The sequence below is a fragment of the Pontibacillus salicampi genome (assembly GCF_042434395.1).
Lineage (GTDB): Bacteria > Bacillota > Bacilli > Bacillales > BH030062 > Pontibacillus > Pontibacillus salicampi.
In genome coordinates, this window is the sequence record NZ_JBHLTP010000003.1 from 585,183 (window position 1) to 598,812 (window position 13,630).

Here is a 13,630-nt window from a genome sequence, read left to right on the forward strand (position 1 = left end):
AAAATTCCATGTACTGATACTATAATATTCAGAAAATAAAGAATAGTAAGCAAAATAAACTTTAGGAGTTTTATGATGATTGAAAAAAATAAGTTGGTTTTCGATCAAGCCATACGGACCGCCGATATTCTTGTCGAAATGATGGGATCTCGGTGCGAAGTGGCGGTCCATGATTTTCGTAATTTGGATCAGTCTCTTATTCATTTAGCTGGATCTATTACAGATAGAGAGATTGGTTCTCCAATTACTAGTTTAGTGTTAGAACAGTTAAAGAATGCAGAATCGAATGTTGATGATTTTGCTAATTATAAAACAGTTTCTCATAAAGGCCATGTTATGAAATCTTCCACTGTATTTTTGTACGATGATGAAAATGAAGTTATTGGTGCTTTATGTGTAAATATAGATGTAAGTTTGCTTATTCAATTGGGAGGTGAAATTCAGGATTTTATTACATTCAATGATCAAAGGGTGGAGAAAGAGAGCTTCTATACTACGGTCCATGATGTAGTGGAGGATATGATTGAACATGCACTACAAGAGTTAAATAAGACGCCAGCTATGCTGAATAAAGAAGAAAAAATTGAAGTTATACGTATTTTGGAGAAGAAAGGAACTTTTTTAATAAAAGGTTCTACAGAGTACTTAGCAAAGGTACTCGGTGTATCGAAATACACAATTTATAATTACCTTCAGCAAATAAGAACAGAAGAAAATTTTAATGCACATTAAGGAGAGGATAGGATGAAAACAATTGAAACGAATTTAGCTCCTGAAGCAATTGGCCCCTATTCACAAGCGGTAGAAAAAGCAGGACATGTGTTTATATCAGGTCAACTGCCCCTTAATCCAAACACAATGAAGCTGGAAATAGGTATTAAAAACCAGACAGAGCAAGTGTTAGAGAATATACAATCTATTTTACATGCATCAGATTTATCTCTCTCAGATGTGGTGAAAAATACGATTTATGTAACCTCATTTACTGAGGTAGAGGTTGTGAACGAGGTGTACAATCATTTTTTCGGAAGCTCTAAACCAGCACGTGCCATGGTTGGTGTAAAACAGCTTCCAAAAGATGCGTTAATAGAAATAGAATCTATCGCTATAAGGTAGCTAGAAGGTTAGTATGCAATAACAGCACTAATATTCTAATAACTGGAGGGTTGTGTCATGACATATAGTTATGTCTCTCATTTATATTGTCCTAAGTGTAACAATACTTATAACGTAGTGGAGAAGAATCAATTATGTAGCTGTGGATCCCCATTGTTAGTCTCATATAACATGGAAGAGATGAAGAAAGTATTTTATCCAGAGTTACTAAGGGAAAGAGAACCTAATTTATGGCGTTACCATGAAATGCTGCCTGTCCAAAGTATAGAGAATGTAGTTTCTATGGGAGAGGGTATGACTCCTATGGTACTAATGTCTAGCTTAGGTGAAGATATGGATATACCAAATCTTTACATGAAGGATGAAGGGTTAATCCCGACAGGCTCTTTTAAATCTCGCGGTGCAGCAGTTGGTGTTTCTAAAGCGAAAGAAGTAGGTGTAGAAGAACTGGCTATGCCTACTAACGGAAATGCTGGAGCGGCATGGTCGTTATATAGTGCTAGAGCAAGAATTAAGTCAACGATTGTTATGCCAACAGATGCCCCTGAAATTACAAGAAAAGAGTGTGTAGCAGCTGGTGCCAATTTATATCTTGTTGATGGTTTAATTGGAGATGCAGGTAAGATTGTAGCACAGGCAGTTAAAGACTATGATTTATTTGATGCATCTACATTAAAAGAGCCTTATCGGATTGAAGGTAAAAAGACGATGGGATTAGAAATTGCAGAGCAATTTGGCTGGGAGCTGCCTGATGTCATTCTGTATCCAACGGGCGGGGGAGTTGGATTAATTGGTATATTCAAAGCACTGCAAGAGTTAAAAGAGCTAGGATGGATTAATGGAGAGAAAATGCCCCGGCTTGTTGCAGTACAGTCTGATGGATGTGCCCCAATTGTAAAGGCGTGGCAAGAAGGGAAAACGAACGCTGAGCCTTGGCAGGATGCCTCTACAATTGCATTTGGCATTAACGTTTCCAAGGCTATAGGAGATTTTCTGATTTTAGACGCTATACGACAAACAGATGGGTGCGCTATTTCTGTCAGTGACGAAATGTTACTAGATGAGTTACGTACTATTTCAACGAAAGAAGGAACTTTCGTGTGTCCTGAAGGGGCAGCAGCATTTGTTGCGGCTCGTAAGCTAAGGGAAAGCAAATGGATAAAACAGGATGAACGCGTGGTTGTATTAAATACCGGAGCAGGGATTAAGTACCCAAATACTGTAGAAGTAGATGCACCGATATTACAGCCTAAGGATAGAATTGTAAAAGACTATGTTAAGTGATTTGTTTACAACACAAAGAGTGAAGCTTTGAAGCCAAACTTATCAAAACCAATTTATTGAAACATACCTCTTCATACCTCATCAGGACTCGGCTGCCTATCTAGCACTTCTGATGAGGTATGCGTATATCATTCTACTTAAATCCGCTCGGGCTTCAATACAAAAGGAAAAGAGTGTATTTCAAACGAAGACTCAGAGAGGAAGTGTAAGGGAAGTGGATAATAGGAATGTATTATCGAAGACACTAAAGCCACACTGGGTAGTAGCGATTGCATTTGGATCTGCCATAGGCTGGGGAGCCTTTGTCTTACCGACTGACTGGATAAGAGAGGCTGGGCCAATAGGGGTAATATTAGGTGTATTAATAGGTGCTCTCTTAATTATGGTTATTGCAGTTAGCTATGGTTTCCTGGTTGATAAATTTCCTGTCTCTGGTGGGGAGTTTGTGTTTACGTACTTGGGATTAGGGCGGATAAATGCTTATATTTGTGGTTGGTTTGTTACGCTGTCCTATATTACCTCTGTAGCATTAAATGCGTCTGCAATAATTGTCCTGTTTAAATTCTTGTATCCTAATTTGGTTGAAATCGGTTATTTGTACACGGTGGCCAATTGGGACATTTATATTAGTCAAATAATATTAGCAGGCATATCGTTGATTGTGTTTAGCTTTGTGAATATAAAAGGTATTACGATTACAGGTAGAATGCAGTTTATTTTCAGCTTGGCTCTTTTTTTAGGTGCGCTATTTATTGGAATAGCTATGACATTACATTCGGATACCTCGTTTTCTAATCTTCAACCAGCATTTAATAGTGACATAGGTGGATGGTCTTCCATTCTAGTTATTATTGCAACAGCACCATTTCTGTATTCCGGTTTCAATAACATTGCTCAGGCATCCGAGGAATTTAATTTTTCTTCAAAGATGGCGTTCAAGTTGATGATTTTCGGTCTGGCTAGCGGTGGAATTGTTTATGCAGTTATGGTCTATGCGACTGCTATGGGTGCTCCTTGGCAGCAGCTAGTTAGTGAGAGGCCGGTATGGGGAACTGGGGATGTTGTTTCCAACCTGTTTGGAGGCTTCGGTCTTGTAATCCTGACAATAGCTCTTTGTATGGGGATATTTACGGGGATCAATGGCTTTATGGTTTCGTCCAGTCGAATGCTGTTGGCAATGGGAAGGGCGAAGATTTTACCTGCCGCCTTCACCAAGCTACACCCTAAATTTAATACGCCATATATAGGGGTAATCACTGCAGCAATCCTTTGTTTCATTTCCCCATGGTTTGGCAGGCAGGCATTATTATGGATTGTGGACATGACTGCTACTGGAGTAGCAATTGCATATGTTTATACTTGTGCCTCGGCATATACATTTTTCAATTGGAGCGACAACCCTATTCGAAAGCTGTTTTCTTTAACTGGAGCAACTATTAGTTTAATCTTTTTAGGGTTATTATTTATACCTGGATCTCCAGCTTTTCTTGCTTTACCTTCCTTAATTGCACTGTTTGCATGGATATTTCTTGGTGTTTTGTTTTATCTATTTAACGGTAGAAGATATAGAAACATTCCTAAGAAGGAGCTGGATTATTATATTCTCGGCAAAGAAGTGCTCCAGGATGAGCGAAAAACAGACTCTATCAGGAAAACAGGCACAAAGTAACTGATAGCACATTAAAAAAGAATGTATTTAACCTAATTAGGATGGGAGATGAAACAAGTGGTGACATATCTTAAGGAAAAAAATATTCAATCAGAACAAAAAGGTGGGAATGTAAGAGATATTGTAATGAAAGAATTAACCAATATTAAAGATGACGGGGAAGCAGCAGTTAGGAGATTATCAGAAAAATTCGATGGATGGAATCCAGATTCCTTCAAAGTTTCTAACGAAGAAATCTATGAATCAATAAACAAAGTACCTGAAACATTTAAGCAAGATACGAAATATTGCCAGGAACAAGTAAGAATGTTTGCTAATGCTCAGCTGAACAGCCTATCTGAATTTGAAAGAGAAATTCAACCAGGAGTGTATTTGGGACAAAAATTGATACCTATTGAGAATGTAGGAGCTTATATTCCAGGAGGGCGTTTTCCAATTGTGTCTTCTGTTCAAATGAGTACCATCCCTCCAAAGGTTGCTGGAGTGGAGCGTGTGATTGCATGCTCTCCATCTAGAAATGGAGAAGGAATTCACCCAGGTGTTCTTTATGCTCTGCATTTAGCAGGAGTAGATGAGATATATTCACTTGGAGGTATCCAAGCAATTGGTACGATGGCCTATGGAATAGAAGGTATAAAGCCTGTCGACTTTATAGCAGGTCCGGGGAATGCCTTTGTAGCCGAATCTAAACGCCAGGTATTTGGTGAAGTGGGTATTGACCAAATTGCGGGACCTAGTGAGAATCTAATCATTGCAGAGGCTGATGCTGATCCCGTTCTAATTGCAGCAGATATTCTAGGTCAATGTGAGCATGATTATCAAGCTGTTTCCATATTGATAACAACATCAAATGAATTAGCATCGAAGGTCCAACATGAAATTAGAGAGCAGCTTCCTACATTAGATACTGCTAAGGTTGCAGAAGCATCTTGGGAGGAAAATGGAGAAATTATCCTAGTAGACACAAGAGAGGAAGCCGTACAAGTGGCTAATGACTATGCCATTGAACACGTGCAGGTACAGGCTGAGTATAGTAATTATTATCTGAATAATTTGAAAAATTATGGCTCATTGTTCCTAGGGGAAGAAACAACTGTTACCTATGGAGACAAAGGAATTGGAACGAATCACATTCTGCCTACTGGAAAAGCAGCCCGTTACACCGGTGGCTTATGGGTAGGGAAATTCCTTAAAACAGTAACATACCAAAAGTGTACTAAAGAAGCTAGTAAACGTATTGCTCCTATATTATCGAGGCAATGCAGATACGAAGGGATGGTTGCTCACGCTGTTACGGCTGAATTAAGAGAGAAGAAGTTTTCTTTATAGAAGGAAGCATTTTATTTTGACGGGAGGTACTATTTGTGACATATCAAAGCGAAACAGGTACCCAATTTTCAAAAGAGTTTACGCTGCAGGAAAGTATTCCTCAAAACGGGGTAGAGAGGGTATTAGAACTATTAGATAGCGGTCGTTTACATCGATACAATACTTTAGAAGGAGAAGCATCTGAAGTTAGTCTTTTAGAGAAAGATTTTTCCGAATATACTGGAGCTAGGTACTGTGTAGGGATGGCTTCCTGTGGCAGCGCCTTATATGTAGCACTACAAAGCTTCGGAATAAAGCAAGGGGAATTGATATTATGCAATGCTTTTACATTAGCCCCTGTACCAGGTGCAATAGAAAATGCAGGAGCAAAGCCAATATTTGTGGAAATAAATGAGGATTATGTCACAGATCTTGAGGATTTAGAATTTAAAGCGAGAGAATCCGGAGCCAAATATTTTTTGTTATCTCATATGAGAGGGCACATAGTGGATATGGATCAAGTGGTAGACATATGTACTAGATTAAATATTACTTTAATAGAAGATTGCGCTCATACAATGGGAGCCCGCTGGAATGGAAAGTTTACAGGTACCTTTGGACAAGTTGGTTGTTTTTCAACTCAAACCTATAAGCATATAAATTCTGGAGAAGGAGGCCTGTTCATTACAAATAATGAAGACGTAGCAGCAAAGGCAATCTTGTACTCTGGTTCCTATATGCTTTATGAATCGCATCTAAGGAAGCCGGATATGGAAGTATTTGAAAAATACAAAAAGAACATACCCAATTTTAGTTTGCGAATGTCAAATCTTGTAGCGGCTTTAATTCGTGCTCAGTTACCAGTCTTAGAAGAAAGGTGTCAAAGGTGGAATGAGCGATATAGGATAATAGAGCAAGAACTAAGAAAAGATGAGAATATAAGGGTGCCTAATAGAAGAGATAAAGAAGAGTATGTGGGCTCCTCCTTCCAATTCACCATTAAAAGTACAAACGTAGAGGCTGTAAAACGGTTCATTCGTACCTGTGACGCTAGAGGGATTAAGATTAAATGGTTTGGAAACTTGGAGCCTAAAGGATTTACTAGCAGATACGAGAGCTGGCATTATATACATGCACAAGATTCCTTAAATTCTACTAATGTTATCCTGGACTATCTATGTGATATTCGCATACCTTTAACATTCACTTTAGAGGATTGCATAGAGGTCACAACCATTATAAGGGAGGTATCCCAGGAGGTTTTTAATTAAGAGTTTAATTGTCGTGAATCCAAGCAGCGCATAAATACAAGAGTATCATTCCAAGATAGTTATACGAAAAGCACGTTCTATATTGAATGTGCTTTTTTTTACGTTAATTATAGTATTCCTCTATTTCATAATGAAGTGTGTATGACTACATAACAACATTCCTTCAATCTTGTGATAAGATGCTCAACCGAACTACTATGCTAAAAAAGTTAACGCTTCCAAGCATTATTTGATATACTACTATTAATTATACCGTTAGGAGTTGATGTGTTATGGCACAAATTAAATGTATCCACACCATCTTTTTCGCATTTCATAATCATATGGAGGACACATCAACCCGATAGCGTCCTCCAACTAACTGGAGGAATAAAATGACCGGAATGGAATTTTTTAAAAGCCAAATAACATGTGGAGAGCGGTTAGGCCGCATTACTAGCCTCAATCATACTCTGTACACCATTGTGTCAGAAAGCTCTACTTATAAAGGAAGATTATCAGGAAAGCTGTATTATAATCTGCATGCAAGCAGTGTGCTCCCTGCCATTGGAGACTGGGTTGTGTTTGAGGCATCAAATAAAGAAACAGCACTTATCCAGCGAGTATTGCAGCGGAAGACAGAATTATCCCGTAAAAAGGCGGGCACTGCTAAAGAAGAACAAATAATAGCAGCCAATGTTGATGTAGTGTTTATCGTAACGGCATTAACTAATGAGTTTAACAGTAGACGTTTGGAGCGGTATGTTTATCAGGTGTATGAAAGTGGGGCACGACCCGTAATCGTTTGTACTAAAAGGGATTTATGTGACGCGTTAACAGACAAAATTCTTGAAGCCAGTAGTGTAGCTCCTGGTGTGCCGGTGTATGATATCGATGGATTGACTGGAGAAGGAATCGAGCTTTTGGAAAAGGAATTAATACCAGGTGAAACGGTTTCCCTTATCGGATCCTCTGGCGTAGGGAAATCCACATTGATTAACCAACTACTTATGGAAGAAAAACAAGTAACACAAGCAGTCCGCGAAGAAGACGATAGAGGCCGCCATACCACCACCCATAGAGAGCTATTTTCCTTGCCTGGTGGAGCTTATGTAATAGATACTCCAGGAATGAGAGAGGTACAGCTATGGGGGGATGAGAAGAATGTCGACGCAGCCTTTTCTGATATAGGAGCCTTGAGTCTAGCGTGTAAATTCAGGGATTGTCAGCATAATCAAGAACCAGGCTGTGCTGTGAAACAAGCTATCCAAGAGGGACAACTAGAAATAACTCGATTAAAAAGTTATAAGAAATTAAAAAGAGAATTGGAACGCCTTGATTTAAAAGCTCGGCATGGCACCCATAAGGCAAATAGAATGCTGCATGGGCCTAAGGCAAACAGATAAAGAATAGGAAAGAGATATCGCATATGCGGTATCTCTTTCTTTCTATTTAATAATATGTAAAAATTAGGATATTGTTAATGGTGGGTTAGTTCACCGTAAATAAATTTGTATTACACGATTTATGAAAGGGAACTATTAGACCGAAATAATTGTTAAATATATCAAATTAGAGAGGAGATTTACGTTAAAAACGAAAACAGGAAGGATTTCTGCTATAGTATTAGTCATTTTTCATTGTCCAAGATTACTCAAAAGCAAGCATTAAGCATGTCGAAGCGTTGCTTTCAATTTATTAGCCGAAAAATCGTTATTAAAATATTGGAGTGGTTGATGTTGAAGAAAATTTATTTAATCAGGCATTGCGAAGCAGAAGGACAGTCGCCTGAATCCCAACTTACAGATAGAGGAATTGAACAGGCGGACGAATTATCAGATTTTTTCTGCAATAGTAGTATCGATCGTATTATTTCCAGTCCATATAAGCGAGCAATGGACTCTATCTCCCCCCTTGCTAAGAGAATGAATATAGACGTTGAAATTAATAGAAATCTAACGGAACGTATTCTCAGCACTAAAAACCTTCCTGATTGGTTTGAAAAACTTAAAAGAACATTTAATGATATAGAATGGAAGTATGAAGGCGGAGAATCAAGTCAAGAAGCTATGAAACGAATTGTCGAGGTTGTAGAAGAAGTATTTAGTAGAAACCATAACAATACAGTTATTGTTACTCATGGAAACTTAATGTCCTTACTTTTAATGTATTATAATAAGGATTTTGGCTTTAATGATTGGAACGATCTTAGTAATCCGGACGTGTTTGTCCTAATAAACAATAGTAATCAGGTAACGTTTAAACGAATATGGAAATAATAGAATATGCATTATACAGAATGTGAAGTAATGTAAGGGTGTGTTAGTTATTTTCCACACCTATAAAAAAGTATGACGGAGAATATCCATAAGCCAGGGAGCGTGAAACAATCAATCTTCTTGTGATTGGAGCCTTTCTATCTTCTATAGGAAATCTTGTTTCTATAAACACCCTGAAGTATGTAGGGATTATTTTGTTCGCAGTGGCTGGAGTCATTAGTGGAGTAATTATGTGGAAAAAAAGTAAACTTAGAAGCGTAATCATAACATTGTTCGTTACAGGAGCCATTGCTGCCTTGGCTTAATTATTAACTACTTGGCTTTTTTAGGAAAATGTGTCGCATCCAAGCCACAAGGGAAGCGACACATTTAGTTTCTCAACAGTTTGTGAGGTGCATTTCAAACAAGGTTACTGTAGTATAGGTGAGTGGACAGGTGATATTTTGGTTAAAGGCTTCCATTAAAAGCCTCTAAATCCACCAAACAAGTTACTCAACCATAATGTTAGAGAGGACATTTGATCGAAATACAGCAATAATCCTAGCACAATCATTATAGCTCCACTACCTTTCATTATGTTTTTAGAGTACTTTACTAACAGCTTGGTCTTACTTAAGAAAAAGGACATCACTAAAAATGGTATTGCAAACCCAAGGCTATAAAAGGATGTATAAAGCAGACCCTGACTAGGGTTGGTCGCGGACAATGTTAAAACAGATGTCATGATCGGTCCAATGCAAGGAGTCCATCCAGCTGCAAATGCCATCCCAACAAAGAAGGATCCCACATAACCGAGTGATTGACTTTTGTAATGTACACGCTTTTCCTTCATTAAGAATGTGGGTTGGAAAACTCCGATTAGAAATAGACCCATTATTACGATTATGATAGCCCCTAGCATTCTAATAGTCTCTTGATATCCAGAAAATAGTTCACCAATAAATGTAACTGCTGAGCCTAACGCGAAGAAAATGACAGAAAGTCCTACTACGAATAAAATGGTATGGATAGTAATAGATCTCTGTGCTTTGCGCGGCAAAGATGCTCTGTCAGAGAGCTGTCCTACTGACACTCCCGAAATATAAGAGATAAAAGACGGATACAAGGGGAGAACGCAAGGGGAAACAAAGGATAAAATACCTGCTCCGAATGCTAACCAAATGCTTAATTCCATAATCTACCCCCAGCTAATATTATTTACATATTATTCTAATTATAACAACCCTAAAACGATAGTAACATATAAAAAATAGAGGTATAGAGATGAAGCTGTTGCAAAAGCAGTGGATGAGAAGCTTACTGCTAATAGTTGTTTTATGGTTTTTACTAATAGGGGATACTATATCTTTGTTTTTCGGAATATTGACTATTAGTTTAACAGAACTATCCATATTATTACATTATTACATATGAAGAGGATCAAACAATCCGAGCTCTAATTTGTTTCAGTTCAGTGATCAAATTAAGCTGGTTCGGGTTAACGCGAGTGCTTCATAAGTATATTATTCGCTCTTCAAAGCAAAAACAAAGCCTCATTACGGCAATGACAGCCGTTTATGAGGCTTTGTTTTATATGTTTGAAACATATGAAATAGCTTCTTCTACACATATTGAGCTTCCTGCTGACGCTCTTTTTGGAAAACGTATAGTAAATCTTCGATCATGGCACTCGCCGTTGGGAGTTTTCCTGCACCTGGTCCTGATAATGTTATGGAGCCAAGCAGGTCAGTCTGGATAGAGAGCGCGTTTTCTACCCCATCTATGTTGTAGAGGGGATGGTCCTCATTTAGCTGCATGGGCTGGATGGATGCTCTTGGTGCTCCGTGGCGTAATTCAATGGTAGCCACGTGCTTCCACTTTTGCCCTTGTATAGTCGCCTTATCAATATCTTGACTGGAAATAGTACGTATTCCTTCCAAATAAACTTCATCCCAGTTTGGTTGATCCTGATAGGCAAGCTGACTTAGAATCATAGCTTTATAGAATGCATCATAGCCATCGACGTCATTGCTTGGGTCAGCTTCTGCGTAGCCTTTTTGCTGGGCTGCCAGGAGAGCATCTTCAAAAGAATTTTGGTGCTTGGTCATCTGTGTCAGAATATAGTTGGATGTTCCGTTTACGATACCTTGGATACTCTTTATTTGATTTACTTGCAGCATCTGATCAATGGTTCGAATAACCGGGGTGCCACCAGCTGTTGTTGCTTCGTACCCAATCCATACATTATGCTCTTTAGCCAGTTCAAGGAGGTGTGGACCGTAATGGGCAAACATCTCCTTGTTTGCCGTTATCACGTGTGCTCCGTGCTCAATAGCTCGTGTTACATACTGATAGGCAGGCTGTTTTCCAACAATGGCTTCCAGGACAACGTCTACAGGCTGTTGAAAGACTTCTTCAATGTCTGTTGTCACTTGTACAGAATCGGGGAGGTTTCGTTTCTTATTAGAGTCCTTGACAAGAATGCTCGTAATTTCAATTGGCGTACTTAATTTCTTTTGTATATATTCATGGTGGGTATGAAGTGTTTCCCATACACCCTCTCCAACTGTTCCAAATCCTAGTATTGCGACCTTAATCGTCATCTACATCTTCCTTTCTTCCGTATCATCTAAGGTGACAAAGAGAGCCATCCGTTTAACGGCGCTCTCTTTGTGCATCAGTTATACTTTAGTCGTTTCACGGTTATTGTTCGTAGTTCGAATGGACTGTGCAAGACGATAGACACTGTCCGTTTCTAAGTAGGAAATGGAGTAATGGTCTAACTTATCCTTTATATCCTCATCTATAATATGCTGTGTGATAAAAACGGTAGCACTTGGGAATTGTGAGATGGCTTTTTCAACTCCCGTGCTGCTCAAAGCATACACAATATCGGTATGCTCTACCTGTGCCTCGCTGTCAAACAGCAACTGAAACCCTAGTCTTTCTAATTTGGAAAATTCTTCAGGTTTACTTGTACGATCGGCTCCATATACAGTAATTACTTTTGGTCTAGCCTCATTTTCATCTCGATAAAGAGAAGAAGTGAGGATGGTTTCTACAGCTGCTGGTTGTGCTGCACTGCTATATTGGAATCCTGTCGCCTGATATATCGCATGCTCTAAATCTGCAATCAAATCTTCTACAGCTTCTAGTCCAACGGATAAACGGATTAAATCCTCTGTTACTCCTGATTTCTTTAAATCTTCCTCATTCAATTGCTGATGGGTAGTAGTTGCTGGGTGAATGATAAGAGATTTGGCATCGCCTACGTTAGCCACATGAGACCACAGTTTGATATTATCTATAACCTCTCTACCTTCATTCCGGCCACCTTTAATACCGAATACAATCATTGAACCAAACCCATTATGCAAATATTTGCTAGCTAATTCGTAAGAGGGATGATTGCTTAATCCAGGGTAGGATACCCATTCCACACCTGGATGATTTTCGAGATAAGTAGCAATTTGCTCCGCGTTTTGTACATGTCGTTCCACTCGAAGCGGTAATGTTTCGAGCCCTTGCAGTAAATAAAAGGCATTGGTTGGACTTAAGCACGCTCCAATATCACGTAGCAGCTGAACCCTTAACTTAATAGCGAATGCTGCTGGTCCGGCATCGATTCCATAACGAAGACCATGATAACTCTCATCAGGTTCGGTAAACCCTGGGAATTTATCTTGATTCCAATTGAATCGGCCACTATCCACAACAACTCCACCAATAGAATTACCGTGTCCTCCGAGCCATTTCGTTGCAGAGTGAACAACAATATCAGCTCCCCAGCTGATGGGCTTACAAATGTGAGGGGTAGCAAAGGTGCTATCCACAATCAGTGGTATGTGATGAGCATGAGCAACATCTGCTATTGCTTCAAGATCTAGGACATCTAAGCTCGGGTTCCCAATGACCTCAGCAAACACAGCTTTGGTTTTAGACGTAATGGCTTCGTTAAATTTCTCAGGGTCAGTACCATCTACAAATGTTACATGAATGCCGTATTTTGGTAATGTGACAGCAAATAGATTATAGGTTCCACCGTATAAGTTGGTGGAGGCGACGATTTCGTCTCCCGCCTGAGCAAGATTTAGTATGGATAATGTAATAGCAGCCATTCCGGAAGAAGTAGCTACCGCAGCTATCCCATCTTCTAATAGTGCGATTCGCTGCTCGAATGCGTCTACAGTAGGGTTATTAATTCTTGTATAAATATTACCAGGTTCACTAAGTGCAAATAAATTTTGGGCATGGTCTGTGTCGTTAAATACGTATGATGTAGTTTGATAAATAGGTACAGCTCTTGCACCTGCTTCTTTATCAGGGGTTTGGCCTCCATGTAGGCTAAGTGTTTCTAAACGATACGTATGAAATGGTAGTGTCATGGTACAATTCCTCCTTGATTAGATGATGTCTAGGGAAATTGCCTGACAGGTAAGGGAAAAGAGGGGATAATAGAAAAAACCCTCTTCATAAGAAGAGGGTTTATATGTACCGTCCTCCTCTTATCTTCCAGATCCGCATGACCTGTAGGATGTAGCACCTTTTCAAACGATGTTGAAAGGTTGCCGGGCTTCACAGGGCCTAGTCCCTCTGCCGCTCTTGATAAGAGATTAAATTGTCAGTTAGCATTTAGTCATTTACTACTCAAAAGTATAAACGATAGGTCAGTATTTCGTCAACACAATTAATTGACTTATTCGAAAATTTAAAACTGTAATTATGTTCATTGTTTCACAAAGTAA

At 39.0% G+C, this 13,630-nt stretch carries 11 protein-coding genes and 1 riboswitch; of the genes, 8 read left to right on the top strand and 3 right to left on the bottom strand.

Features of this window, described 5'->3' with window-relative positions:
- Window positions 1-75: 75 nt before the first annotated feature.
- From ACFFGV_RS04415 to ACFFGV_RS04450, 8 genes are all read left to right on the top strand, one after another.
- Window positions 76-732 carry a helix-turn-helix transcriptional regulator gene (locus tag ACFFGV_RS04415; RefSeq protein WP_377345363.1) on the top strand — a complete coding sequence of 219 codons (657 nt, stop codon included), beginning with the start codon at window positions 76-78 and terminating at the stop codon, window positions 730-732.
- A gap of 12 nt (window positions 733-744) precedes the next feature.
- Entirely contained in the window at window positions 745-1,116 is a 372-nt protein-coding gene (locus tag ACFFGV_RS04420) for a Rid family detoxifying hydrolase (protein WP_377345364.1), read from the top strand.
- A gap of 57 nt (window positions 1,117-1,173) precedes the next feature.
- Window positions 1,174-2,400 (top strand): threonine synthase, encoded by a 1,227-nt coding sequence (locus ACFFGV_RS04425; RefSeq protein ID WP_377345365.1) that lies wholly within the window; start codon window positions 1,174-1,176, stop codon window positions 2,398-2,400.
- A gap of 214 nt (window positions 2,401-2,614) precedes the next feature.
- Window positions 2,615-4,069: an APC family permease gene (locus ACFFGV_RS04430; RefSeq protein ID WP_377345366.1), complete on the top strand. Its 1,455-nt coding sequence runs from the start codon at window positions 2,615-2,617 to the stop codon at window positions 4,067-4,069.
- 48 nt (window positions 4,070-4,117) lie between these two features.
- Window positions 4,118-5,398: a histidinol dehydrogenase gene (hisD, locus tag ACFFGV_RS04435; protein WP_446686950.1), complete on the top strand. Its 1,281-nt coding sequence runs from the start codon at window positions 4,118-4,120 to the stop codon at window positions 5,396-5,398.
- A gap of 35 nt (window positions 5,399-5,433) precedes the next feature.
- Window positions 5,434-6,648, top strand: a complete 1,215-nt coding sequence (locus ACFFGV_RS04440) for a DegT/DnrJ/EryC1/StrS family aminotransferase (protein ID WP_377345368.1) — start codon at window positions 5,434-5,436, stop codon at window positions 6,646-6,648.
- A gap of 374 nt (window positions 6,649-7,022) precedes the next feature.
- Window positions 7,023-8,033 carry a ribosome small subunit-dependent GTPase A gene (gene rsgA / locus ACFFGV_RS04445; protein ID WP_377345369.1) on the top strand — a complete coding sequence of 337 codons (1,011 nt, stop codon included), beginning with the start codon at window positions 7,023-7,025 and terminating at the stop codon, window positions 8,031-8,033.
- A gap of 330 nt (window positions 8,034-8,363) precedes the next feature.
- Window positions 8,364-8,906, top strand: coding sequence for a histidine phosphatase family protein (locus tag ACFFGV_RS04450; protein ID WP_377345370.1), 543 nt, complete (start codon window positions 8,364-8,366; stop codon window positions 8,904-8,906).
- A 460-nt stretch (window positions 8,907-9,366) separates the two neighbouring features.
- On the opposite strand, the gene ACFFGV_RS04455 is transcribed toward ACFFGV_RS04450, so the two are convergent.
- From ACFFGV_RS04455 to ACFFGV_RS04465, 3 genes are all read right to left on the bottom strand, one after another.
- On the bottom strand, window positions 9,367-10,080 hold the full coding sequence (locus ACFFGV_RS04455) for a cytochrome c biogenesis CcdA family protein (RefSeq protein ID WP_377345371.1): 714 nt from the start codon (window positions 10,078-10,080) through the stop codon (window positions 9,367-9,369).
- 427 nt (window positions 10,081-10,507) lie between these two features.
- A complete protein-coding gene (locus tag ACFFGV_RS04460) occupies window positions 10,508-11,488 on the bottom strand; it encodes a homoserine dehydrogenase (RefSeq protein ID WP_377345372.1) in 981 nt (326 codons plus the stop codon).
- A 78-nt stretch (window positions 11,489-11,566) separates the two neighbouring features.
- Entirely contained in the window at window positions 11,567-13,270 is a 1,704-nt protein-coding gene (locus ACFFGV_RS04465; protein ID WP_377345373.1) for an O-acetylhomoserine aminocarboxypropyltransferase/cysteine synthase family protein, read from the bottom strand.
- 117 nt (window positions 13,271-13,387) lie between these two features.
- Window positions 13,388-13,497, bottom strand: a riboswitch (SAM riboswitch).
- Window positions 13,498-13,630 lie beyond the last annotated feature (133 nt).

What these genes read in the sequence shown, in the direction of transcription:
- ACFFGV_RS04465 (WP_377345373.1), bottom strand. Translation starts at nt 13,270, where the DNA reads ATGACACTACCATTTCATACGTATCGTTTAGAAACACTTAGCCTACAT.
- hisD (WP_446686950.1), top strand. Translation starts at nt 4,118, where the DNA reads ATGAAACAAGTGGTGACATATCTTAAGGAAAAAAATATTCAATCAGAA.
- ACFFGV_RS04455 (WP_377345371.1), bottom strand. Translation starts at nt 10,080, where the DNA reads ATGGAATTAAGCATTTGGTTAGCATTCGGAGCAGGTATTTTATCCTTT.
- ACFFGV_RS04450 (WP_377345370.1), top strand. Translation starts at nt 8,364, where the DNA reads ATGTTGAAGAAAATTTATTTAATCAGGCATTGCGAAGCAGAAGGACAG.
- ACFFGV_RS04425 (WP_377345365.1), top strand. Translation starts at nt 1,174, where the DNA reads ATGACATATAGTTATGTCTCTCATTTATATTGTCCTAAGTGTAACAAT.
- ACFFGV_RS04460 (WP_377345372.1), bottom strand. Translation starts at nt 11,488, where the DNA reads ATGACGATTAAGGTCGCAATACTAGGATTTGGAACAGTTGGAGAGGGT.
- ACFFGV_RS04415 (WP_377345363.1), top strand. Translation starts at nt 76, where the DNA reads ATGATTGAAAAAAATAAGTTGGTTTTCGATCAAGCCATACGGACCGCC.
- rsgA (WP_377345369.1), top strand. Translation starts at nt 7,023, where the DNA reads ATGACCGGAATGGAATTTTTTAAAAGCCAAATAACATGTGGAGAGCGG.
- ACFFGV_RS04420 (WP_377345364.1), top strand. Translation starts at nt 745, where the DNA reads ATGAAAACAATTGAAACGAATTTAGCTCCTGAAGCAATTGGCCCCTAT.